At 38.5% G+C, this 22,825-nt stretch carries 20 protein-coding genes; 16 read left to right on the top strand and 4 right to left on the bottom strand.

Annotated features, from left to right (window positions below; translation table 11 throughout):
• The first annotated feature begins 57 nt into the window (after nt 1-57).
• From hisH to ACN0NP_RS01550, 7 genes are all read left to right on the top strand, one after another.
• Nucleotides 58-672 (top strand): imidazole glycerol phosphate synthase subunit HisH, encoded by a 615-nt coding sequence (gene hisH, locus ACN0NP_RS01580; protein WP_423217426.1) that lies wholly within the window; start codon nt 58-60, stop codon nt 670-672.
• A 17-nt stretch (nt 673-689) separates the two neighbouring features.
• Entirely contained in the window at nt 690-1,409 is a 720-nt protein-coding gene (hisA, locus tag ACN0NP_RS01575; RefSeq protein WP_141348127.1) for a 1-(5-phosphoribosyl)-5-[(5-phosphoribosylamino)methylideneamino]imidazole-4-carboxamide isomerase, read from the top strand.
• Between the two features lie 3 nt (nt 1,410-1,412).
• Entirely contained in the window at nt 1,413-2,171 is a 759-nt protein-coding gene (hisF, locus tag ACN0NP_RS01570) for an imidazole glycerol phosphate synthase subunit HisF (RefSeq protein WP_024343808.1), read from the top strand.
• Nucleotides 2,168-2,488, top strand: a complete 321-nt coding sequence (gene hisI, locus ACN0NP_RS01565) for a phosphoribosyl-AMP cyclohydrolase (protein ID WP_027968556.1) — start codon at nt 2,168-2,170, stop codon at nt 2,486-2,488. Before hisF ends, hisI begins: the two co-directional genes overlap by 4 nt.
• A 12-nt stretch (nt 2,489-2,500) precedes the next feature.
• Complete coding sequence (hisE, locus tag ACN0NP_RS01560) at nt 2,501-2,815, top strand: phosphoribosyl-ATP diphosphatase (RefSeq protein WP_024343809.1); 315 nt, start codon at nt 2,501-2,503, stop codon at nt 2,813-2,815.
• Nucleotides 2,816-3,020: 205 nt separating this feature from the next.
• Entirely contained in the window at nt 3,021-9,677 is a 6,657-nt protein-coding gene (locus tag ACN0NP_RS01555) for a pullulanase (RefSeq protein WP_423217425.1), read from the top strand.
• A gap of 130 nt (nt 9,678-9,807) precedes the next feature.
• The gene (locus tag ACN0NP_RS01550; protein WP_126437965.1) at nt 9,808-10,923 is read left to right on the top strand and encodes a glycerate kinase; all 1,116 of its coding nucleotides are present in this window, start codon (nt 9,808-9,810) and stop codon (nt 10,921-10,923) included.
• On the opposite strand, the gene ACN0NP_RS01545 is transcribed toward ACN0NP_RS01550, so the two are convergent.
• On the bottom strand, nt 10,920-11,372 hold the full coding sequence (locus ACN0NP_RS01545) for a DUF1694 domain-containing protein (protein ID WP_423217424.1): 453 nt from the start codon (nt 11,370-11,372) through the stop codon (nt 10,920-10,922). The genes ACN0NP_RS01550 and ACN0NP_RS01545 overlap by 4 nt on opposite strands.
• Nucleotides 11,373-11,578: 206 nt before the next feature.
• Between ACN0NP_RS01545 and eno the strand changes: the two genes are divergently transcribed.
• Nucleotides 11,579-12,877: a surface-displayed alpha-enolase gene (eno, locus tag ACN0NP_RS01540; protein ID WP_004232506.1), complete on the top strand. Its 1,299-nt coding sequence runs from the start codon at nt 11,579-11,581 to the stop codon at nt 12,875-12,877.
• A 289-nt stretch (nt 12,878-13,166) separates the two neighbouring features.
• On the opposite strand, the gene ACN0NP_RS01535 is transcribed toward eno, so the two are convergent.
• From ACN0NP_RS01535 to murT, 3 genes are all read right to left on the bottom strand, one after another.
• Complete coding sequence (locus ACN0NP_RS01535; protein ID WP_021142672.1) at nt 13,167-13,436, bottom strand: DUF4177 domain-containing protein; 270 nt, start codon at nt 13,434-13,436, stop codon at nt 13,167-13,169.
• Between the two features lie 136 nt (nt 13,437-13,572).
• On the bottom strand, nt 13,573-14,361 hold the full coding sequence (gatD, locus tag ACN0NP_RS01530) for a lipid II isoglutaminyl synthase subunit GatD (RefSeq protein WP_004232502.1): 789 nt from the start codon (nt 14,359-14,361) through the stop codon (nt 13,573-13,575).
• Between the two features lies 1 nt (nt 14,362).
• Entirely contained in the window at nt 14,363-15,706 is a 1,344-nt protein-coding gene (gene murT / locus ACN0NP_RS01525) for a lipid II isoglutaminyl synthase subunit MurT (protein WP_423217423.1), read from the bottom strand.
• A gap of 105 nt (nt 15,707-15,811) precedes the next feature.
• Between murT and cdaA the strand changes: the two genes are divergently transcribed.
• The 8 genes from cdaA (at nt 15,812) to ACN0NP_RS01485 (ending at nt 22,700) form a co-directional block, all read left to right on the top strand.
• On the top strand, nt 15,812-16,660 hold the full coding sequence (gene cdaA, locus ACN0NP_RS01520) for a diadenylate cyclase CdaA (RefSeq protein ID WP_021142668.1): 849 nt from the start codon (nt 15,812-15,814) through the stop codon (nt 16,658-16,660).
• The gene (locus ACN0NP_RS01515) at nt 16,657-17,613 is read left to right on the top strand and encodes a CdaR family protein (protein ID WP_423217422.1); all 957 of its coding nucleotides are present in this window, start codon (nt 16,657-16,659) and stop codon (nt 17,611-17,613) included. The genes cdaA and ACN0NP_RS01515 overlap by 4 nt, the downstream gene beginning before the upstream one ends.
• Nucleotides 17,614-17,727: 114 nt before the next feature.
• Complete coding sequence (glmM, locus tag ACN0NP_RS01510) at nt 17,728-19,080, top strand: phosphoglucosamine mutase (RefSeq protein ID WP_021142665.1); 1,353 nt, start codon at nt 17,728-17,730, stop codon at nt 19,078-19,080.
• A gap of 93 nt (nt 19,081-19,173) precedes the next feature.
• The gene (hemW, locus tag ACN0NP_RS01505; RefSeq protein WP_287181598.1) at nt 19,174-20,304 is read left to right on the top strand and encodes a radical SAM family heme chaperone HemW; all 1,131 of its coding nucleotides are present in this window, start codon (nt 19,174-19,176) and stop codon (nt 20,302-20,304) included.
• A gap of 4 nt (nt 20,305-20,308) precedes the next feature.
• Complete coding sequence (locus tag ACN0NP_RS01500) at nt 20,309-21,037, top strand: acyl-ACP thioesterase domain-containing protein (protein WP_021142663.1); 729 nt, start codon at nt 20,309-20,311, stop codon at nt 21,035-21,037.
• Between the two features lie 73 nt (nt 21,038-21,110).
• Nucleotides 21,111-21,884, top strand: a complete 774-nt coding sequence (locus tag ACN0NP_RS01495; RefSeq protein WP_020917067.1) for a TIGR01457 family HAD-type hydrolase — start codon at nt 21,111-21,113, stop codon at nt 21,882-21,884.
• On the top strand, nt 21,874-22,533 hold the full coding sequence (locus ACN0NP_RS01490; protein WP_074450629.1) for a TIGR01906 family membrane protein: 660 nt from the start codon (nt 21,874-21,876) through the stop codon (nt 22,531-22,533). The genes ACN0NP_RS01495 and ACN0NP_RS01490 overlap by 11 nt, the downstream gene beginning before the upstream one ends.
• Nucleotides 22,530-22,700 (top strand): NADH-quinone oxidoreductase subunit L, encoded by a 171-nt coding sequence (locus tag ACN0NP_RS01485; protein ID WP_134775434.1) that lies wholly within the window; start codon nt 22,530-22,532, stop codon nt 22,698-22,700. The genes ACN0NP_RS01490 and ACN0NP_RS01485 overlap by 4 nt, the downstream gene beginning before the upstream one ends.
• Nucleotides 22,701-22,825 lie beyond the last annotated feature (125 nt).

Below are 22,825 nucleotides of genomic sequence, written 5' to 3'. Positions count from 1 at the left end.
AAAATCAGCCAAAACACTGAAAATGATTGGTGTTTTCAAGGTTTGATAACTTAGCTAATGATTATTGTGATTGATTATGATGCTGGAAATACAGCGAATGTCTTGAGAGCCTTGAAGAAAATTGGTGTTCAGGCTGAATTATCTAGTAATCCTACGAAGATTTTAGCTGCGGATGGGCTCATTTTACCTGGAGTCGGTGCTTATCCAACTGCCATGGCTGAGCTGACAAAACGACATTTAGTAACAGCAATCAAAGAAGCTGTTGCTAAAGGTATTCCGTTACTTGGTATTTGTCTAGGTATGCAAGTGCTGATTGAAACAGGTCTTGAACACCAAGAAACTCAAGGACTTGGTTTTATTCCAGGTGTTTGTCGAGAAATAAGGGCTAGTAAAAATTTGCCAGTTCCTCATATGGGATGGAATGATTTAACGGTAAAACAGGATAGCCCGTTGACAGATGGCTTGGATGGACAGTCGGTTTATTTTGTACATAGCTATTTTACAGATGTCCCTGAAGAGTACATTGATGTTACAGCGGATTACGGCATTGAAGTACCAGCTATGATTCATAAGGGAAATGTCTACGGTGCCCAGTTCCACCCTGAAAAATCAGGTGACCTTGGCCTAGGCATTCTTGAAAAATTTGTCGATATTTGTAAAGCTAACACGTGATGAAAAAGGAGTTTTGTATGCAAATTCTTCCAGCAATTGATATTAAAGATGGGCAGGCTGTTCGTCTTTTCAAAGGTGATTTTAATCAAAAAACGGTGGTTAATCCTGACGTACTTGAACAAGGCAAGATTTTTGCCAAGGCAGGAATTCAATTTATTCATGTTGTGGATCTTGATGGTGCCCTTGACGGTCGTGCTACGAATCGTGATTTGATTGCCAAGCTAAAAAAGGAATCTGGTCTTGGTGTCGAAGTCGGCGGTGGCATTCGTACACTTGAACAGATTGAAGATTATTTAGCGGTTGGTATTGATCGTGTGATTATCGGGTCAATGGCAGTCAAAAATCCAGATTTTGTGAGAGCTGCTTTGGAAAAATTTGGCAGTGACAAAATCGTGGTTGGAATTGATGCTAAAGCTGGCATGGTGGCAACCGAAGGGTGGCTTGAGACAAGTGATGTAGATTATATCAGTTTAGCAAAGGCTATGGAAAAAATTGGGGTGACTCTCTTTGTTTATACGGATGTAGACCGAGACGGGACACTAACAGGACCTAATTTTGAGCATTATAAGCGTTTGGTAGCTGAACTAACGACAGCTCAGGTCATTGCATCTGGTGGTATAGCAGAGCAGGCAGACTTAGCTGAGTTAGAAAAGATTGGCGTAGCAGGAACAATCGTTGGGAAAGCTTATTACAATGGCAATATCAGCCTTGAAGAGCTAAAAGCTTTTGGAGGATAGCCTATGTTGAAAAAACGTATTATTCCTTGCCTTGATGTCAAGGATGGTCGAGTGGTTAAGGGAGTTAACTTTGTTAATTTGACAGACGTTGGTGACCCAGTAGATGCAGCTCGTGCTTACTATGAGGCGGGCTGTGATGAACTAGTTTTTCTAGATATCACAGCGACTCATGAAAAACGTGACACGACAGTTGAAATGGTGAAACGTGTTGCTGACCAAGTTTTTATTCCCTTTACAGTTGGTGGTGGCATTCGTTCAGTTGAAGATATGAATAAAATGCTCAAAGCCGGTGCAGACAAGGTTGCTGTAAATTCATCTGCTGTAGCCAACCCACAACTTATCAAAGACTGCTCAGAAAAATTTGGCAATCAGTGTGTGGTTGCTGCTATTGATGCTAGAAAAGAAAGTGATGGCACTTGGCATGTTTATGTTGCAGGTGGTCGCAAAGATACTGGAATTGACTTGATTGACTGGGCAAAAAAAGTGGTTAGCCTCGGCGCAGGTGAGATTTTGCTAACCAGCATGGACAAAGACGGCACGAAGTCAGGATTTGACTTAGACATGCTCAATGCGGTTGCTGATGTGGTCGATGTTCCTATCATTGCCTCAGGCGGAGCAGGAAATATTGAGCACATGGTTGAAGTTTTTGAAAAAACAAGTGCAACAGGTGCACTTGCCGCTTCGATTTTTCATTTTGGTGAGGTTTCGATTGCAGATACCAAATCTGCTATGGCAGAAGCAGGAATTGAGGTGAGACGATGAGTGAGATAAAGCTAGATTTTGCCAAACAAGGAGGTCTTCTTCCTGTTATTGTGACTGATTATCAGACTGGGCAAGTGTTAATGCTTGCTTACATGAATGAAGAAGCTTATCGCTTGACTCTTGAAACAAAGCAGATGCATTATTGGAGTCGCTCGCGCAATGAACTTTGGCATAAAGGTGCAACCAGTGGGCATTATCAGTATGTTAAATCTATAAAAACAGATTGTGACTGTGATACTTTGTTGGTTACTGTCAAGCAAGAAGGTGCAGCTTGTCACACAGGAGCATACAGCTGCTTCTTCAATGAGATTTTATAGAAAGGAAAAATGATGTTAGAAACACTTTATAATGAAGCTTTAGACCGTAAGGAAAACCCTAAAGAAGGTTCATATACCAATTACCTTTTTGACAAAGGTTTAGACAAGATTTTGAAAAAAGTCGGTGAAGAAGCAACAGAGGTTGTTATCGCAGCCAAAAATGCAGATAAAGTCGAAATCGCTAATGAAACTGCAGATGTGCTGTATCATTTGGCGGTCATGTTGGTCGAAACAGGTTTGACACCAGATGATATTGAGGCAGTCCTAAAAGCTCGCCAAGGAAAAAAGAGTAACGTTCACGATAGACCAGAAATTACAAATTATTAAGCTAAAAAAGCAGGAAATTAATTCCTGCTTTTTTTAATCCCTTTAAAAGCAATCGGTTGCGCTATTTATAAGAAGATGCTAGTTGTATATATGATGTTTCGCTTGCTAAAAGCAAAAAAATAATTTACGAAAACGCTTGCGTAAATATAAAGTATTTTGTATACTGAAAGCATAAAATACTACTAATTTAAGACGGAGGTCTTCCATGAAAAAGATAAGTCGGCTTTCTTTCCCAGAAAAACGAGAGTACTTTGGGATACGTAAGCTAAAAGTTGGTGTTGTTTCGGTTGCGATTGCGACAACTCTTTTTTGGAGCGCTGGATTAACAAACGTTTCAGCAGATCAAATTTCTTCTCAAACACCTGCTTCGGAAGTGGTAAATGAAACATCGCTTCCAGAAGATGACAACCAGTCGTTTCTTGAGTTAGAGAAGACGGATGATGTTAGTCAAAATCTTGAAGAAAACAATTCGTCTAATTTAAATGCTGATAGCAAAGGTCAATTAAATGATCTTGAGAGCCCAGCAGTAGAAGAAACTGTACCAGAGTCACAGAGTTCAGAAGCTAATTCAAATCTACAAGATGTCCGAGAGACAGCAGAATCTGTTAGAATTGATGAAGTCAAAACAGTGACAAGTACTGAAAATAGTAATCAGATTAATCTCCTAAAATCTTCTCAATCTGATAATCAAGTGACGAAACCTTCAATTGCAGAAAATACTGTTCGCGTACACTTTCAAGCTGTTACTGATGACAATTACACACAGTACGGCTTGTGGACTTGGGGAGCAGTCGCAGAACCGTCTGATGGTAATAATTGGCCAGCGGCAGCAACGCCATTTTCGGCTAATCAAAAAGATGATTTTGGTTACTACATTGATTTGACTCAAGCAGCAAGTCATGGTGATATTGGCTACCTCCTTCTTAAAAATGGTGAGAAGACCAGCGATTCTGATCAAACTATTAAGTTTTTATCAAAAGATGTAAATGAAGTTTGGGTTGCTTTGAATTTTACTGCCTATAGCTATAAACCATTGGCTGATGATCGACTCATTCGCATCAATTATAAGCGTGATGATGGTAATTATGACGGCTGGGGCCTATGGGCTTGGGGTGATGTGGCTGCGCAATTTGGAACGTGGCCAACGGATGCACTTGATTTCACTCAAGAAGGAGATTACGGCCGCTATATTGATTTGCCTTTATCAAAATTATTAGAGTCAAATATTGGTTTTTTACTAGTCAATCAAAACGACCCAGAAAAAACGGGCAATAAAACAATCGATATGAATTTTTCTGACCGAAACATTCATAGCCAAATTTTCTTACATAACGATGATATGACTATTTATACCAACCCATACTATATTGCTACTGTTACTGGACAAGATTTTTCAAAGGCCACACCTGGAGTACACAATGTTTCAGTATCAGCAAGTAGTTACCGACCTTTTAACTATAATGAAACTGATTTGATTGATGTAACAGTAATCAATCCAGAAAATGTTGATATCACGCGCATGCAAGTTGATACCACACCAATTGGTGGGGGTGTAATCGAAATTTCACCAGAGCTCAACCGTGTCACAATCACGGCAACGTCAGATACTCAGCCAGGAACTTACGACTTACCCGTTCGAGTTTTTGACAAGGATAATGGCTATTATGACACAACGGCATCAGTCACTGTAACCAAGCGTTTTAAACAAGCTGGTGAAGTGGACTGGGATGAACAAGTAATTTACTTCATGTTAACTGACCGCTTTTATAACGGAGACCCAAGTAATGACAACCCATATCATCAAGATTACGCTGGCGCAGTTAATCAAGCTGGTGTTTATAAAGGTGGAGACTTTAAAGGGGTGACTGCAAAGCTTGACTACCTCAAACAACTTGGTGTGACAAGTATTTGGGTGACACCGATTGTTGACAATATTCCGCAAGATGTCAGTACAGAAGCTGGTAAGGAATATTATGCCTATCATGGTTACTGGGCAGAAGATTTTGAAAAACTCAACCCACATCTTGGGACACTGGATGATTTTCATGAGTTGATTGACCAGGCTGCAGAACGTGGCATTAATATCATTGTCGACGTGGTACTTAACCACTCAGGTTATGGTACCGAAGACAAATATGCTGGTATGTTGCGCACACCAGAAGAAGATAAAGGTGATGACATTCAAGGTTCACAATCAGGTCTTCCAGATTTCAAAACAGAAGAAAAAGCTGTTCGTGAGCAATTAGTTGCTTGGCAAACAGCATGGCTTGAAAAATCAACAACTGCTAAAGGAAACAGCATTTATGCCTTTCGTGTTGACACTGTTAAACATGTTGATGATACGACATGGCAGTATTTCAAAAATGAGCTTGCGCTAAAAGATGCTGATTTTCATCTAGTTGGAGAAAGTTGGGGAGCAAATTATAAAGATACTAAAGGTGATTTAGGTACTGGCAGTATGGATAGTCTTCTTGACTTTGGTTTTAAAGATATTGCTAAGTTATTAGTCAATGGTCGTTTGAAAGAAGCTAATGATGAGTTGATTGCTAGAAATGATACGCTTACTAGCGCTTATACCTTGGCGCAGTTTCTTGGCAGCCATGATGAAGATGGCTTTCTGTACAGTATCGGTGGTGATTTAAATAAATTAAAATTAGCAGCAACACTCTTGTTGACAGCTAAAGGTCAACCTGTCATTTACTACGGTGAAGAATTAGGTCAATCTGGTGCTAATAACTGGCCATATTATGATAACCGTTATGAGTTTGATTGGAATGATGTTTCAGGTAATGCAATCTTAGAGCACTATCAAAAATTATTAGCTTTTCGTCGTGAAAATAGTGAATTGTTGGCACGTGGTAGTCACAGTACTGTAGCTGTTAATGATAGTCAAGGTTGGCTACTTGCCAAACGAGCAAATGACTCAGATGCAGCTTATATTTTGTACAATTTGAAAGACCAAACGCAAAAAATCCGTTTGCTTTTGTCTGATGCAGCAACTGTAACTGATTATTACACAGGAAGGACTTACCAAGCTCTTCTCGGGCAAGATGGCCAATATTATCTTGATATTGAAGCACCAACGATTTCAAAAGGTGGTACCATGCTTCTGAAAGTCTCTGCAGGTACTATTACGCAAGCTCTTATTGCTCAGACTGAAGAAGAACCAATAGCTGAAAATACGCTGCGCATTCATTTTAAGGCCTTGCCATCTGAGGATTTAGCAAGTCTTGGTTTATGGACTTGGGAGGATGTTGAACACCCGTCGGAATCTTGGCCGAATGGTGCAATTAATCTTTCTAACCTTAAGCACGATGCTTATGGTTATTATCTCGATGTGAAATTGGTCAATGGTAATCGTCACAAAGTTGGACTACTTATCAATAATACTAGTGGTGAGAATATTTCAGGGGATAAAGTGGTTAATCTTATCAGTCCTGATATGAATGAAGTTTGGTTTGATGAGAATTATCAAGCTAATTATTATGCTCCGCTTGAAAAAGGAAAAATCCGTATCAATTATTATCGTAGTGATGGTAATTACAAGAATTTAGCAATTTGGTTGTGGGGAAGTGCAGACAGTTCCATCACTGGTCGTTTAGGTTCTTGGCCAGATGGTGTTGATTTTGAAAACTTTGGCAAATACGGTGCTTATATCGATGTGCCGTTAGCTGATTTTAATGAGCTTGGTTTCTTACTTCTTGATGAGTCTAAAGAAGGCGATGCGGCTAAAATTCAACCAGATAATTATATTTTTAAAGATTTAATAAATCAAACACAAATTTTTTTGAAAGATGAGGATAAGACCATTTATACGAATCCATATTTTGTAAGCACAATTTGCTTAACATCTGCACAACAAATCAGTAGTTCAGAGCTTGTAGCGATTATCAGTAACTTAGCGGATGCTGATAAAGATGAGCTTTTAGAAAACCTTAAAGTGATAGACAAAGATGGTAATGAAGTTATCATTACAGCTATCAGTCTAGATAAAGTAAGTAATAAAGTTAGTATTACAGGTGATTTTTCAAGTGAAGGTCTTTACACAGTAAGCTATAATGGAGACCAATATCAAGCTAAGCAAAGTTGGCAATATACAGATTCTAAGTATGCCTATGACGGTGATTTGGGAGCACATGTTTTTGATAACGGGGCGCGTGTTGAGTTGACCGTCTGGTCACCAAGTGCAGACCAAGTAGCAGTTGTTCTTTATGATAAAGAAGACCAGACTAAAGTTCTTGGCAAAGTAGCTATGACAAAAGGTGATAAAGGTCAATGGTCAGCTAGTCTAACACCAAGTCTCGGTTGGGGAGTTAGTGATTATCGAGGTTATTATTACCATTATGAAATCACACGTGGGGATGATACAGTTCTTGCGCTTGACCCATACGCAAATTCTCTTGCAGAGTGGAATAGCGATTTAATCGGAACAAATCCGTCATCTAAGGTAGCAAAAGCAGCTATTGTCGATACTAGTGCTATTGGAAATCAAAACTTGACTTACGCAGATATCAAAGGTTACACGGCTCGTGAAGATGCCATTATTTATGAAGCGCATGTGCGTGATTTTACTTCTGATAAAGCAATTTCTGATGACCTAAAGCACCAATTTGGAACATTTGCAGCCTTTGCAGAGAAATTAGACTATCTCCAAAGTCTTGGTGTTACTCATATTCAATTACTTCCTGTGATGAGTTACTATTTTGCGAACGAAGAGATTAATGGACAACGTTTAGATTATTTTTCTTCAAGCAAGACAAACTACAACTGGGGATATGATCCGCAAAGTTACTTTGCTTTAACAGGAATGTACTCTGAAAATCCAGCTGACCCAGCAAAACGAATTGAAGAATTCAAGAATTTGATTGCTGAAATCCATAAACATGGCATGGGGGTTATTCTTGATGTGGTTTACAATCACACTGCTGATCTTGCTATTCTTGAAGATTTGGAACCTGGCTATTATCACTTTATGGAAGCAGATGGCACAGCTAAGACAAGCTTTGGTGGTGGTCGCCCAGGAACAACTCACTACATGACACGACGTATGGTACTTGATTCAATTGCTTATTGGACAAATGAATTTAAAGTAGATGGTTTTCGTTTTGATATGATGGGTGATTTGGATGCCAAGACAGTTCAAATGGCTTACGACAAGGCAAAAGCTTTAAATCCAAATGTTATTATGCTTGGTGAAGGTTGGATTACTTATGTTGGGGATGCCAATGATTCCAGCCAACCTGCTGACCAAACTTGGATGTCACAGACAGATAGTGTTGCTTCGTTCTCTGATGATATTCGTAATCTCCTTAAATCTGGCTATCCTAGTGAAGGTTCACCATGTTTTATCACAGGTGGGGCAAAAGATTTGCAAGAGCTCTTTAATACCATCAAAGCTCAACCAAATAATTTCACAGCAGATGATCCAGGTGATGTGATTCAATACATTGCAGCTCATGATAACCTAACTCTTCACGATATTATTGCTAAATCAATACACAAAGATCCATCAGTGACTGAAAATGAAGCTGAAATTTTACGTCGTCAACGTTTGGGAAATCTTATCATCTTAACGTCTCAGGGAACAGCCTTTATTCATTCTGGTCAGGAATACGGTCGTACTAAGCAATTCCGTGATGAAGCCTATAAGACACCAGTTCCAGCTGATCAGGTTCCAGCAAAATCTGATTTGCTAACAAACGCAGATGGCACACCGTTTGTTTATCCTTACTTTATCAGTGATTCTTATGATTCAACAGATGCGATTAATCATTTTGATTGGGCAAAAGCAACTGATAGTAGCCTTTATTCAGGAAATGTTAAAACAAAGGATTACACAAAAGGTCTTATTGCACTTCGTCGCTCAACAGATGCCTTTACGCTTAAAACAAAAGCAGATGTTGATAGTAAAGTTAAACTGATTACTGTTCCAAATGAAAATGGGGTTGCTCAAGAAGATTTGGTAATCGCTTATCAAACACAAGCAAGCAATGGCGATGTTTATGCCGTCTTTATCAATGCTGATAGCAAAGCGCGTGAGATTGTCGTGTCAGATGCCTATAAAGCTCTCCTTAATGGGGAAGTTCTTGCAGATAGTGAACAAGCAGGAACAACTGCAATTTCAAATCCGACAGGTGTGGCTTTTACAGAAAATAGCGTTAAACTCGATCCACTTACAGCTACAATTTTACGTTTGCAAAAAGTTGGTACAGAAACTGAACGTACACTTTATGACCAAGCAAGTGGTATAAGTGTCATTCTAGCACCAGGTGAACGAGAAGATATTACACAAATTGCTGTTCATCATAAAGAAACAAATGATAGTCAAACACCTGAGGCTCTACAAGGAAAAGATTATGATTTGTATGATATTGAGCCTGAAGATGCTTATGGGCATGCTGTTAGTCCAAACCAGCAAGTTCAAATCATTTTACCGATTGATGCTGGTAAGACGGTTGCCAAAGTTTTCTTCCTTCCAGAAAATGCACAGCCACAAGCTTTGAACTTTAGAGAAGTTACTAAAAATGTTGAGGGGCAAGTCGTCACATTTGTTATCTTTGACGTTGAGCATTTTAGTCAATATGGTATTATTTATAAAACTCAAGCTGCAGAAAATGAAAACCTAGTGGAATTTAGTGACGTATCACAAATTGCAGCGACAGTACAAAATCAGGCTGCTGTCCGAGGTGAAGATTCTTCTGAACCTTTTGAAAATCTTCAAAAGGTTGCTGTCGTGGAAAATAGTACTCTTGCTCTGCCAAAAACAGGTCAAAAAGATAGTAAAGTTTTAACCTTTACTGGTATTTTAAGCTTAGCAAGTTTAGCAGTATTAGAAGTCAAAAGACGTAAGAAAAGTCAATAACATTTGATTGGTATATAAAAATCTCCTTCTAATTCAGAAGGGGATTTTTGTCATGCTTTCGTGTTTTTGCAACCTCTTTCGTATAAAAAATTATATAATAGTATTAAGAAATTGTAAGGGAGTTGGTACCATGCATATTTTGATTGCACCTGATTCATTTAAGGAAAGCCTATCAGCACTTGAAGTTGCAAAATCAATTCAAAATGGATTTCGCAAAGCTCTGCCAAATGCGACATTTGATTTGATGCCAGTAGGTGATGGTGGTGAAGGAACACTTGAAGCATTAACAGATGGTTTACATTTAAAACGTGAAACTTGTACTGTAACTGGTGCACTTGGTGATACTGTCGAAGCGCATTATGCAACAAATGGTCGCCTAGCTGTTTTTGAAATGGCTGACATTTGTGGTTTGGAAAAAGTTCCGCTCAATCAGCGTAATCCATTGACCCTAACAACTCGAGGTGTCGGTGAAATGATTGGTCATTTGGTCGAAAATGGTGTGCAGGAAATCATGATTGGCGTTGGCGGCAGCTCAACCAATGACGGTGGTCTTGGTATGGCAGCGGGTTTAGGGTATCGCTTTTTTGATAAATCAGGTCACGAAGTGGCTGCGATTGGGAAGAATCTCGGAGAAATAGCAATGGTGTCGTATGAAGATTGCTACTGGGATTTATCGAATGTAAGAATTACAGTTATTACTGATGTTACGAACCCACTATGTGGACCCAACGGTGCAACTTATATCTTTGGTGGTCAAAAAGGGCTTGCAGAAGATGACTTCGCAAGCGTTGATAAGGATATGGAAAAATTCTATCAAACTTTCTTCCCAGCTGTTCTTGAGATAGCAGGAGCAGGAGCGGGCGGCGGTATGGCAGCAGGTCTATCAGCCTTTACAGGCGGTGAAATCATTTCTGGCATAGACGCAGTCCTTGACATCCTTGACTTTGATCGACGTGTGAAAAATGCTGACATTGTCATTGTTGGTGAAGGTCGTATGGACAAACAAAGCCTTTCAGGCAAGGCACCAGTTGGCGTTGCACAGCGAACTCCACGAGGTAAACTTGTCATTGCCATTTGTGGTAGCCTAAAAAATGACTTACCATCATTTCCAAATTCAAATATTCAAGCGGCATTTCCGATTATCTCAAACATTGACACTTTAGAAAATACCCTAGCAAAAGCTAGAGAAAATCTAGAACGTACTGCTCAAAATATTGGTAACCTTTTAGCGGTAAAAATTCATTAATTCTTTTTGAATAATTTTGATAAGAAGCCTTTCTTAGCAGGGGCTTCTTTTGTTTCTTTTTGCTGTGTCGGAAATTGTTCAGACAGCAGAGGGTTATCGACATTTTCAGCCTGATTAGAGTGTACGATGATACCATATGGTGATTGTGCATTTTTTTCATCGACGATAGTTGCTTGATTTCCTAGCTCTTGAGCAATTTTCATGTAAAAGACTTGATTTGAAACGGATAATTTTGGTGAAATTTTAACTGACAAAGTATCATATTTGCCGTTTAATTTTTTTAAAATGTCACTGAAACGTTTTTGAACATCTTCTAAACGACTATCTTCAAGCAGAATAGATAGTACCACACGCTCTGCAAACGTTCCAAAATAAAGACGTTGTTCATCGGGATTAAGGCGTTTTTCACCTGTTGCAGCCTGCAGTACTTTACTTTCTAAATCAGCCATATCATAACCTCCATGGTTTATTTACAACTATTATAAGTTAAATTTACTAAACTGTCAGATTTGGACTGTTTTAACCCCAATTTATGGAAAAAGCCATGAAAGTTGGTAGCGATTTTCAAAAATTCTCGTTTTTATTTGCTTAAGTGCCGATATTATGGTATTATTTTAGTGTAAAAATATTAAAAACTCATAAGGAGAGTAACATAATGTCAATTATTACTGATGTTTACGCTCGCGAAGTCCTTGACTCACGCGGTAACCCAACACTTGAAGTAGAAGTTTACACAGAATCAGGCGCATTCGGTCGCGGTATGGTTCCTTCAGGAGCTTCTACTGGTGAACACGAAGCAGTAGAACTTCGTGACGGAGACAAATCTCGTTACAACGGTCTTGGTACTCAAAAAGCTGTTGACAACGTTAACAACATCATCGCTGAAGCAATCATCGGTTTCGATGTTCGTGATCAACAAGCTATCGACCGTGCTATGATCGCTCTTGACGGTACTCCAAACAAAGGTAAACTCGGTGCAAATGCTATCCTTGGTGTTTCTATTGCCGTAGCTCGCGCAGCTGCTGACTACCTTGAAGTTCCACTTTACAGCTACCTTGGTGGTTTCAACACTAAAGTTCTTCCAACTCCAATGATGAACATCATCAACGGTGGTTCTCACTCAGACGCTCCAATCGCTTTCCAAGAATTCATGATCGTACCTGCTGGTGCACCTACATTCAAAGAAGCTCTTCGTTGGGGTGCTGAAATCTTCCACACTCTTAAGAAAATCCTTAAAGAACGTGGTCTTGAAACAGCTGTTGGTGACGAAGGTGGTTTCGCTCCTAAATTTGAAGGAACTGAAGACGCTGTAGAAACAATCATCAAAGCTATCGAAACTGCTGGTTACAAACCAGGTGAAGATGTATTCCTTGGATTTGACTGTGCTTCATCAGAATTCTACGATAACGGAATCTATGACTACACTAAATTCGAAGGTGAAGGTGCTGCTAAACGTACTGCTGCAGAACAAATCGACTACATCGAAGAATTGGTTAACAAATACCCAATCATCACAATCGAAGATGCAATGGACGAAAACGACTGGGACGGATGGAAAGAACTTACTAAACGTCTTGGTAAACGTGTTCAATTGGTCGGTGATGACTTCTTCGTAACAAACACTTCATACCTTGCACGTGGTATCAAAGAAGAAGCTGCTAACTCAATCCTTATCAAAGTTAACCAAATCGGTACTTTGACTGAAACATTCGAAGCTATCGAAATGGCTAAAGAAGCTGGTTACACTGCAGTTGTATCACACCGTTCAGGTGAAACTGAAGATTCAACAATCGCTGACATCGCAGTTGCAACTAACGCTGGTCAAATTAAAACTGGTTCACTTTCACGTACTGACCGTATCGCTAAATACAACCAATTGCTTCGTATCGAAGACCAACTTGGTGAAGTAGCTGAGTACCGTGGATTGAAATCATTCTACAACCTTAAAAAATAATCTTTGATTATATAAGGTTTAAAGACTCTGTCTATTAAGATGGAGTCTTTTTTTGTGTAAAAACGGAAAATCTATTGTTGTTCTATCATTTTGGTCCAGCAATACTATTAAAATTTTACTTACTATTTGGAATTGAAATCTCTGATGATGTAATTAATGTAAAGAATAGATAACTCTAGCAGAAGCTAAAGAGGCTTATGCTAAGGGGGAAATTTATTAAAAGACCTCAGGAGTAATCCTGAGGTTATTTTAAACTTTGATGGTCAATTGATTGTCAAGTGAGATGATATTAGTCGATTCTCTCAAATACCATAGTAGCTTGGATTCGGTCAGCACCGCTTAGTCCTTTGCTGCCTCCGTTTGTAGTTGTGATTGTGTGTAAACGGTAGCCTTTATCAGCTTGTTCGTTGATAACTTTTTCTAACTCTGTTAGGTTTCCTGAACCAGTCCCGATGAATTTTTCTTTTAGGGTAACTTGAAGGACGACATATTTTAGCCCATCAGAACCAGATGCAGTTGAAAATGTGCTTTCTTCCTTTACATTATTGAATAATCCCATTTTTTGCCTCCAATCTAAATCGTGCGATGTTAACGATTTCTTTATAACTTAATTTTATGATAATAGGTGGATTAGGTCAAAGATTTACTGGATGTATTTACAAAAAAACGTCTGAAATTATCAGACGTTTTTGTTTTTATTTTCCAAATTCAGCTTTACTTTTAGTATCAGCATACTCTTCGGCGACTTCTTTTGAAAGAATGTCATTGTAGCTTGGTAGTGAAATACTAGACCCGTATTTGTTTTTCAAAGCAGTTGTTACAAGACGGTAAGCAAGGTTTGCATTACGTGAGAGAATTGGTCCGTGGAAATAACTACCGTAGACATTTTTATAATGAACGCCTTCAGTGCCATCTTCTTTGTTATTACCATTTCCGTAGACACACATACCTAGAGGTTTCTCATCTTCAGACAAGAAGGTACGCCCTTGGTGGTTTTCAAAGCCATAGTATGTTTCATTAAATTCGTCGTTGTGAATTTTGATATCTCCGATGAAGCGGTTGTTATTTTGACTAAGAGTGTAATGTCCCATAACACCAAGTCCATCAATTTTTTCACCGTTTGCTTGAACGTAGTATTGACCAAGCAATTGGAAGCCACCACAGATAGCAAGGATGACTTTATCTTTATTGATGAAATCAGCGATAGCTTCTTTTTTACCTGGAAGGTCTTTGGCGACGATTGATTGTTCGTAATCTTGTCCTCCGCCAAAGAAGACCATGTCATAATAATCAGCGTCGAAATCATCTCCGAGTGAGACAATGTCGAAGGTCATTTTAGCACCTAATTTTTCACCGACGTATTTCATCATCAAGATATTACCGTTGTCACCATAGGTATTCATAAGATTTCCGTAAAGATGAGCAACGTTAAGCTCGAATTGATAATCCTTGTTTGCAGGAGATTGTAGTGAAGTGTAAGTCATCTTAGTTCATCTCCTTTCCAACAGCATGACGGTTTGCCAAGATTTCTCGGAATTGTAGCATAGCTGTGTAAGTAGCCAAAATATAGGCATGGTCAGTTGGTTGTGCTTCAATCAATGTCATAATATCTTCGAGACTTTCAGCTTCTGTGATTTTGTTTTCGTTGTAGCCAGTGACACGTAGGCGGCGTGTAATTTCAGAATGGCGAACACCACCAGCGAAGATTTCTGGAATATCCATCTCAAGGATAGATTCGAAATTCGCATCCCAAATCCAGCTTGTATCAATACCGTCAGCATAGTTTGCGTTAAGCAAAACAGACAGTGTAAACGGATAAGGAGCCAACTTAATCATATCAAGTGCTTGGCTGGCACCAACTGGGTTTTTAATAAGAACCAAGGTACATGATTTGTCACCAATTTTGAAGGTTTCTTGGCGACCAAAGACAGCACGGCTCTTGTCGAATCCTGTTTTGATTTTTTCTGGCTCGACACCGAAAAATTCCGCAACAGAAACAGCAGCAAGTGCGTTGTAGATATTGTACAGACCACCAACGTTGATCTTGTAATCTTGACCATCGATGACAAATTCTGATGTTGTATTTGTGATTTTTGTCAAATCAGTCAAAGCGTAATCGAGTTTTGGACGGTGGAAACCGCAATTTTCACAAACATAATCACCTAGGTTAGCATAAGTGTTTAGTTTGTATTTCAGGATATTTTGACACTCAGGACACAAAATTCCCTCAGTATTGTAGTGAGCTAACTCTGGGTTATGTTTTTCAGTGTCAAAACCATAGTATTTTACTGGATTCACAACTTTTGTTGAATTAAAGAGTGGGCTGTCACCATTAGCTAGGATTGTAGCTTTAGGAGCTTTAGCAGCACCATCTAAAATCATTTGGTAAGTTGTGTAAATTTCACCATAACGGTCCATTTGGTCACGGAAGATATTTGTGAAGACAAAGAGACTTGGTGTGATGTACTCAGTAATTTTTGGAAGGCTCGCTTCGTCGATTTCGAGTACGGCAATTTTCTTACCAGATTTTGCTCTTTTAGCGGTTAAGAAAGTTGATGTAATCCCAGTAATCATGTTAGCACCGCTTGGATTTGTCACGATTTCACCAAATGCTTCGCGTAAAATACCAACAGTGAGAGCAGTTGTAAGTGTCTTACCGTTTGTTCCAGTAACGACTACAATTTCATAGTCCTTTGCAATCGTATCTAAAATGTCTTTGTCGAATTTGAGGGCGATTTTTCCAGGCAAAGTTGAACCACGTCCCATTTTTGAAAGAATGGCGTGAGCTGCTTTACCAGCTGTTATTCCCATTAATGTGTTTGCTTTCATAGGAATATTGTACCATAAAAAGGGCTTTTCTAATAAAGAAAATCTGCTTTAAAAGTGGTATAATAGAAAGGTAGTTTTAATTAGTTAGAGAAAAGAGATGTATGTATGAGAAATTTAGCGGCTATTGATGCCAAATTTTGGGCAACTTTAGTTGAAAATCCATGGACTATTGTTGTTCATTTGCTAGATATTTTAATTGTAGCCTATTTTATTTATAGATTAATAAAAGCCTTAGCAGGCACGAAGATTATGTCCTTGATTCAAGGGGTTGTCTTCTTTATCCTACTAAAATTCATCGCTGAGTGGATTGGATTTACGACAATTTCTTATTTGATGAATCAAGTTATTACATACGGTGTTATTGCCTGTGTTGTTATATTTGCTCCTGAAATTCGAACAGGACTTGAAAAATTTGGTCGTTCAACACAAGTTTTTTCACAAACACAACAAGTTAGTGACGAAGAAAAACTCGTTGAAGCACTGGTTAAATCAGTTGCTTACATGAGCCCACGTAAGATTGGGGCGTTGATTTCAATTGAACGAACTCAGACCTTACAAGAATATATTTCAACAGGGATTCCTTTGAATGCTGATATTTCAAGTCAACTCTTGATTAATATTTTTATTCCAAACACGCCTTTGCATGATGGTGCCGTCATTATCAGAGGAAATAAAGTTGCAACGGCATGTTCATATCTTCCTTTGTCTGAGTCAATGGCAATTTCAAAGGAATTTGGGACACGTCACCGTGCTGCCATTGGTCTATCTGAAAACTCAGATGCCTTGACTATTGTCGTTTCAGAAGAAACTGGTGGTATTTCCATCACTTCAAAGGGTGAATTCTTACATGATTTGTCAAAAGAAAACTTTGAAGCCATTCTTCGCGCACATTTGATTCCTGAAGTTGAGGAAGAAGAGCACTGGTATCAAAAATTTTGGAGGAAGAAAAAATGAAAAAGTTTTTCAATAGTCAATTCTGGTTGGTTATTGTGTCAATTTTCCTTTCTCTTCTCCTATTTTTGGCTGCTACAACAAGTAATTATACGCACGTTGGTTCACAAGTTTCAGGTGCAACTGAGACTTACACCCATACTTTGACTAATGTGCCCATTGATATCAAATATGATAGTGATAAGTACTTTATTAGTGGTTATTCTTATGAGACTGAAGTTTATTTGACCTCAATCAATCGTGTGAAACTTGATTCAGAAATCAATAATGATACAAGAAGTTTTAAGGTTGTCGCTGATTTGACGGGGCTAGGAGAAGGCACTCAAACAGTTCCGTTAAAGGTTATGAATTTGCCATCTGGCGTTACCGCAACAGCCTCACCTAACAATATTTCTGTAACAATCGGTAAGAAAAAGACAAAAACATTCAATGTTCAAGGCAAAGTTGACGTCAGTCAATTGGCGCCAGGTTTTGAGCTGAAAAAAGTTTCAACCGATGTTTCAGAAGTTGAAGTTACAAGTGATGAATCAATCATTGATCAGATTGATCACGTTGTTGCAAATCTTCCGGAAAACGAAGTTCTTAATGGCAACTATAGCGGACGTGTTGCCCTTCAAGCTGTTTCTGCTGATGGAACAATTCTAGCTAGTGCTATCAACCCATCAAAAGCACGTCTTGAAGTCAGTGTTAAGAAATTAACCAAGACCGTCCCTGTAAGGGTTAAGTTAACTGGAAAGATGAATGATAGACTTTCGGATATTTCTTATAATCTGAATCAAGATCAAGTAACAATTTCTGGAAGTCAGGCAGCACTTGATGCCGTTAACGAAGTTGTTGCAACTGTCAATGTGTCAAATATTACGAAAGATACAAGCTTAAGTGTTAATCTTGCCGCAGATAATGTGTCAGTTGAGCCATCTGTCGTGACTGTACAGTTGACAGCAACAAAAAAATAGTAGATAATAACAAAGATAGTCTATTAGTGAATAATGAGAGTTGTTGTTAAAACTCAACTCTTTGGTAAAAATGAATTTAGTAATGGAGGAAGCGAAATTTTCGCTAAATGAATAATGGGAAAATATTTTGGTACTGATGGTGTTCGTGGAGAAGCAAATGTTGAGTTAACTCCTGAGTTAGCCTTCAAATTGGGTCGCTTTGGTGGTTATGTTCTTAGCCAACATGAAACAGAACGTCCAAAAGTATTCGTCGCACGCGATACTCGAATTTCAGGTGAAATGCTTGAATCAGCTTTAGTTGCTGGTCTTCTTTCAGTTGGTATTGAAGTTTACAAACTTGGTGTTTTAGCAACTCCAGGTGTGTCTTATCTTGTTCGTACTGAAAAAGCTAGCGCTGGTGTTATGATTTCAGCTAGTCACAACCCTGCACAAGATAACGGTATTAAATTCTTCGGTGGTGATGGCTTCAAATTGGCTGATGACCAAGAATTAGAAATCGAAGCTCTTCTTGATGCTCCAGAAGATACTCTTCCACGTCCTTCAGCTGAAGGTCTTGGAACACTTGTTGATTATCCAGAAGGACTTCGTAAATATGAAAAATTCCTTGTTTCAACAGGTGTTAGCCTTGAAGGAATGAAAGTCGCTCTTGATACTGCAAATGGTTCAGCTTCAGTGTCTGCGCGTGATATTTTCTTAGATTTGGATGCTGATATTACAGTTATCGGTGAAGATCCAGACGGACTTAACATTAACGCTGGTGTTGGTTCAACTCACCCAGAACAATTGCAAGCACTTGTTAAAGAATCTGGTGCAGCTGTTGGGTTGGCATTTGATGGTGACAGTGACCGTTTGATTGCCGTTGATGAAAATGGTGAAATTGTCGATGGCGACAAAGTAATGTACATCATTGGTAAATACCTTTCTGAACGTGGTCAATTGGCTCACAACACAATCGTTACAACTGTTATGTCTAACCTTGGTTTCCACAAAGCACTTGACCGTGAAGGTATCAACAAAGCTATCACAGCTGTTGGTGACCGCTATGTTGTTGAAGAAATGCGTAAATCTGGTTACAATCTTGGTGGTGAACAATCAGGTCACGTTATTATCATGGACTATAACACAACAGGTGACGGTCAATTGACTGGTATTCAGTTGGTTAAAGTTATGAAAGAAACTGGTAAACCACTTTCTGAATTAGCTGCTGAAGTGACTATTTACCCACAAAAATTAGTTAACGTTCGTGTTGAAAATAGCATGAAGAGCAAAGCGATGGAAGTTCCAGCAATCGCTGAAATCATCAGCAAGATGGAAGAAGAAATGAATGGAAACGGTCGTATCTTGGTTCGTCCAAGTGGTACTGAACCACTTCTTCGCGTTATGGCTGAAGCGCCAACTGATGAAGAAGTTGACTACTATGTAAATACTATTGCTGATGTTGTTCGTAACGAAATCGGTATCGACTAAATTCAATAAAAAAGAAAAGGTTTGGGTGTTAAGCTCAGACCTTTTTGTGTTTATTTCATTGGTTATCTTTCTTAAAAATGTTATAATAACGTCATGCTAACAAAACCAACATCAGCTTATGTACATATACCATTTTGTACGCAAATTTGTTATTATTGTGATTTCTCAAAAGTATTCATCAAAAATCAGCCTGTTGATGCTTATTTGCAGGCTCTTATTCGTGAATTTGAATCATATGATATCAAAAAATTGCGTACTTTATATATCGGAGGTGGCACTCCAACCTCAATTACTGCAGAGCAATTGGAGTATTTATTGACGAATTTAACAAAGCATTTGGATTTAAGTGTTTTGGAAGAATTTACTATCGAAGCAAATCCAGGTGATTTGACTGAAGATAAGATTGAAGTGCTGAAAAATTCAGCAGTTAACCGTGTTTCACTTGGTGTTCAGACTTTTAACGACAAACATTTAAAACAAATCGGTCGTAGCCATAATGAAGCTCAGATTTATTCAACGATTGAAAATCTTAAAAAAGCTGGATTTCATAATATTTCGATTGATTTGATTTATGCTCTTCCTGGGCAAACGATGGAAGATGTCAAAGAAAATGTTGCCAAGGCAATTGCTCTTGATATTCCACATTTGAGTTTGTATAGTCTGATTTTAGAGCATCACACAGTTTTTATGAATAAGATGCGTCGCGGTAAATTACAGTTGCCGCAAGAAGATTTGGAAGCGGAGATGTTTGAATACATTATCTCAGAGTTGGAGAAAAATGGCTTTGAGCATTATGAGATTTCAAACTTTACAAAACCTGGCTTTGAAAGTCGCCATAATTTAATGTATTGGGATAATGCGGAGTATTATGGCGTTGGAGCAGGTGCTTCTGGTTATTTGAATGGTGTGCGTTATCGTAATCGTGGACCGATTCAGCATTATCTAAAGGCTGTTTCAGAAGGCAATGCTCGATTGTCAGAAGAAACCTTGACAAAAGAAGAGATGATGGAAGAAGAATTGTTCTTAGGATTACGCAAAAAATCTGGTGTTTCGATTGCTAGATTTGAAGAAAAATTCGGTGTGTCTTTCGAAGAACGTTATGGACAAATTGTAAGGGAACTTTGCAACCAAGGGCTTTTAGTGCCAGATGACAATGTTGTTCGTATGACCAAAAAAGGTTTATTCTTGGGAGACACTGTCGCGGAGAGATTTATATTGGAGTAACAAGATGGGATTAAGTTATAGAGAAAAATATCAAGTGCCTTTTTATGAAAGTGATATTAATCAAAATATGAAATTGTCACAGCTTTTGTCGCTAGTTTTGCAGGTTTCTGGAAAACAATCGCTGAGCTTAGGAATGAGTGACGAACATATTTATAAAACTTACAATCTTGTTTGGATTATTACAGAATACGCCATCGAAATTGAACGCTTGCCAAAATACACTGAAAATATCGTGATTGAAACAGTACCGACAGCTTACAATAAGCTCTTTTGTTATCGCGATTTTAATGTCTACAGTGAATCTGGTGAAAAGCTTTTGACGATTCATTCAACGTTTGTTTTGATGGATTATGATACTCGTAAAGTACATCCTGTTTTAGATGAGATTGTAGAAGTTTATCAAGTTGAAAAAGTGAAGAAATTCTTCCGTGGACCACGTTACGAAGGTCTTGAAAATCCAGAAGAAACACTTTATCATGTTAGATTTTTTGATCTTGATTTGAACGGACATGTTAATAATAGTAAATACCTTGAGTGGATGTACGATGTGCTTGATGTGAAGTTCTTAGAAGAATATATTCCTCATCGCATTAATTTGAAATATGTGAAAGAAGTTCACTATGGACATGACATCAAGTCTCGTGTAGAGAGAGTTGGATTGACAACAAAACACGAAATTGTCACACAAGGTGCAGTGAGAGCGCAAGCACTCATTGAATGGATGGAGAAATAATTAGGAAGTAATGCTTAATGACCTTTTTAAGATTGAGAGAAAAGGTCATTTACTATTTTATATTGGAGGAAAAATGACTTATAAAGGCTATTTAATCGATTTGGATGGAACTATTTACAAAGGAAAAAATCGTATTCCAGCAGGGGAACGTTTTATTCAACGACTTCAAGAAAGAAATATTCCTTACGTTTTAGTAACGAATAATTCAACTCGTACACCTGAAAAAGTACAAGAAATGTTGTCAACTCAGTTCAACGTTCACACCCCACTTGAAACAATCTACACAGCAACAATGGCTACGATTGATTACATGAATGATTTGAATCGTGGTAAGACAGTTTATGTGATTGGTGAAACTGGTTTGAAAACGGCTATTGCTGAGGCGGGTTATGTAGAAGACACTGAAAATCCAGCTTATGTCGTTGTTGGTCTTGATAATGATTTGACTTATGAAAAATTAGCAGTAGCGACATTAGCTATCCAAAAAGGTGCTGTTTTTATCGGAACAAATCCAGATTTGAACATCCCAACTGAACGTGGCTTGATGCCAGGTGCGGGCGCTATTAACAAATTATTGGAAGCAGCTACTCGCGTGCAACCAGTCTTTATTGGAAAACCAAATGCTATTATCATGAATAAAGCTCTCGATGTTCTTGGAGTTAAACGTGAAGAAGCAATTATGGTTGGTGACAATTATCTGACAGATATTATGGCGGGAATTCAAAATGATATTGCAACACTTCTTGTCACAACTGGATTTACTAAACCTGAAGAAGTCCCAACTCTCCCGGTAAAACCTAATCACGTTCTTGCTAGTCTTGATGAATGGAATTTCGATGAAAACTAAAATTTGGACCTTTAGCACTTGGTTGTGGTTGCTGTCACTCGCGGTCCTTGTAGCCATTTATGGCGCGTGGTTGATTTATCCACTAGAGATTGACTGGCTAAAACTGAGCCTCCAAGTGACTATCACAAAAGATGAGCTTTTGAAAAATTTTAACATCTTGATGACTTATCTGACTAATCCACTATCGCACAAGCTTGCGATGCCGGATTTTCCATCATCAGCTAGTGGACTCAAGCATTTTCGTGATGTTAAACACCTTTTTCACTTAGCACAAGCTGTCTTTGTGATTTTGCTATATCCTTCTTGGCGTTTTTTGAAAAATAGCAGAGCTAAAAAATCACTTTTTCTTCATCAGAGAGCTTTTACCTTAGCTGCAATTTTACCGATTGTTATTGCAGTAGCAGGGCTTTTGATTGGTTTTGACCAATTCTTTACTCTCTTTCATGAAGCCTTATTTCCTGGTGATAGCAGTTGGCTTTTTAACCCAGCGACTGACCCGATTATCTGGGTTTTACCAGAAGAATACTTCATGCATTGCTTTATCATTTTCTTTGTGGCTTATGAAGTGATGATGCTAAGTTTAGTCGCAATAGCTCGCAAGCAATTAAATCATCGCCTAAAAAATAACGAGAGAAAGGATGAGAAATGACATTTGCATGGTACTTTTGGCTACTGTTTGCAGTAGCGTGGATATTTGCCATCACATTTTGGGTAAAATCCTCTAACATTTCGCAAAAATGGCTGCGCATCACCTATGTCATCTGCGGCATCATCGCCTTTCTCCTCCCCTTCTTCTGGGGCTGGTTGGTGAGTTAGGCAGTAATAAAAATAAAAAGAAAACAAGCGTGGAAACGCTTGTTTTTTAATAATTTGAGGAGTAAAATAAACTTGTTTAGTTTTGTTGAAAATGTTTATAAGAGCACAAAAAAAGCGCCGAACAA

Origin of the sequence: Streptococcus equinus, from assembly GCF_049393805.1 — a bacterium.
GTDB lineage: Bacteria > Bacillota > Bacilli > Lactobacillales > Streptococcaceae > Streptococcus > Streptococcus equinus.
Note: the sequence above shows the minus strand (reverse complement) of the source record. Positions and strands in the feature narration are given on the sequence as shown.

What these genes read in the sequence shown, in the direction of transcription:
- ACN0NP_RS01495 (WP_020917067.1), top strand. Translation starts at nt 21,111, where the DNA reads ATGACTTATAAAGGCTATTTAATCGATTTGGATGGAACTATTTACAAA.
- ACN0NP_RS01555 (WP_423217425.1), top strand. Translation starts at nt 3,021, where the DNA reads ATGAAAAAGATAAGTCGGCTTTCTTTCCCAGAAAAACGAGAGTACTTT.
- hisF (WP_024343808.1), top strand. Translation starts at nt 1,413, where the DNA reads ATGTTGAAAAAACGTATTATTCCTTGCCTTGATGTCAAGGATGGTCGA.
- eno (WP_004232506.1), top strand. Translation starts at nt 11,579, where the DNA reads ATGTCAATTATTACTGATGTTTACGCTCGCGAAGTCCTTGACTCACGC.
- hisH (WP_423217426.1), top strand. Translation starts at nt 58, where the DNA reads ATGATTATTGTGATTGATTATGATGCTGGAAATACAGCGAATGTCTTG.
- hemW (WP_287181598.1), top strand. Translation starts at nt 19,174, where the DNA reads ATGCTAACAAAACCAACATCAGCTTATGTACATATACCATTTTGTACG.
- gatD (WP_004232502.1), bottom strand. Translation starts at nt 14,361, where the DNA reads ATGACTTACACTTCACTACAATCTCCTGCAAACAAGGATTATCAATTC.
- hisE (WP_024343809.1), top strand. Translation starts at nt 2,501, where the DNA reads ATGTTAGAAACACTTTATAATGAAGCTTTAGACCGTAAGGAAAACCCT.
- hisA (WP_141348127.1), top strand. Translation starts at nt 690, where the DNA reads ATGCAAATTCTTCCAGCAATTGATATTAAAGATGGGCAGGCTGTTCGT.
- ACN0NP_RS01490 (WP_074450629.1), top strand. Translation starts at nt 21,874, where the DNA reads ATGAAAACTAAAATTTGGACCTTTAGCACTTGGTTGTGGTTGCTGTCA.
- murT (WP_423217423.1), bottom strand. Translation starts at nt 15,706, where the DNA reads ATGAAAGCAAACACATTAATGGGAATAACAGCTGGTAAAGCAGCTCAC.
- ACN0NP_RS01515 (WP_423217422.1), top strand. Translation starts at nt 16,657, where the DNA reads ATGAAAAAGTTTTTCAATAGTCAATTCTGGTTGGTTATTGTGTCAATT.
- glmM (WP_021142665.1), top strand. Translation starts at nt 17,728, where the DNA reads ATGGGAAAATATTTTGGTACTGATGGTGTTCGTGGAGAAGCAAATGTT.
- cdaA (WP_021142668.1), top strand. Translation starts at nt 15,812, where the DNA reads ATGAGAAATTTAGCGGCTATTGATGCCAAATTTTGGGCAACTTTAGTT.
- ACN0NP_RS01485 (WP_134775434.1), top strand. Translation starts at nt 22,530, where the DNA reads ATGACATTTGCATGGTACTTTTGGCTACTGTTTGCAGTAGCGTGGATA.
- ACN0NP_RS01545 (WP_423217424.1), bottom strand. Translation starts at nt 11,372, where the DNA reads ATGGCTGATTTAGAAAGTAAAGTACTGCAGGCTGCAACAGGTGAAAAA.
- ACN0NP_RS01550 (WP_126437965.1), top strand. Translation starts at nt 9,808, where the DNA reads ATGCATATTTTGATTGCACCTGATTCATTTAAGGAAAGCCTATCAGCA.
- ACN0NP_RS01500 (WP_021142663.1), top strand. Translation starts at nt 20,309, where the DNA reads ATGGGATTAAGTTATAGAGAAAAATATCAAGTGCCTTTTTATGAAAGT.
- ACN0NP_RS01535 (WP_021142672.1), bottom strand. Translation starts at nt 13,436, where the DNA reads ATGGGATTATTCAATAATGTAAAGGAAGAAAGCACATTTTCAACTGCA.
- hisI (WP_027968556.1), top strand. Translation starts at nt 2,168, where the DNA reads ATGAGTGAGATAAAGCTAGATTTTGCCAAACAAGGAGGTCTTCTTCCT.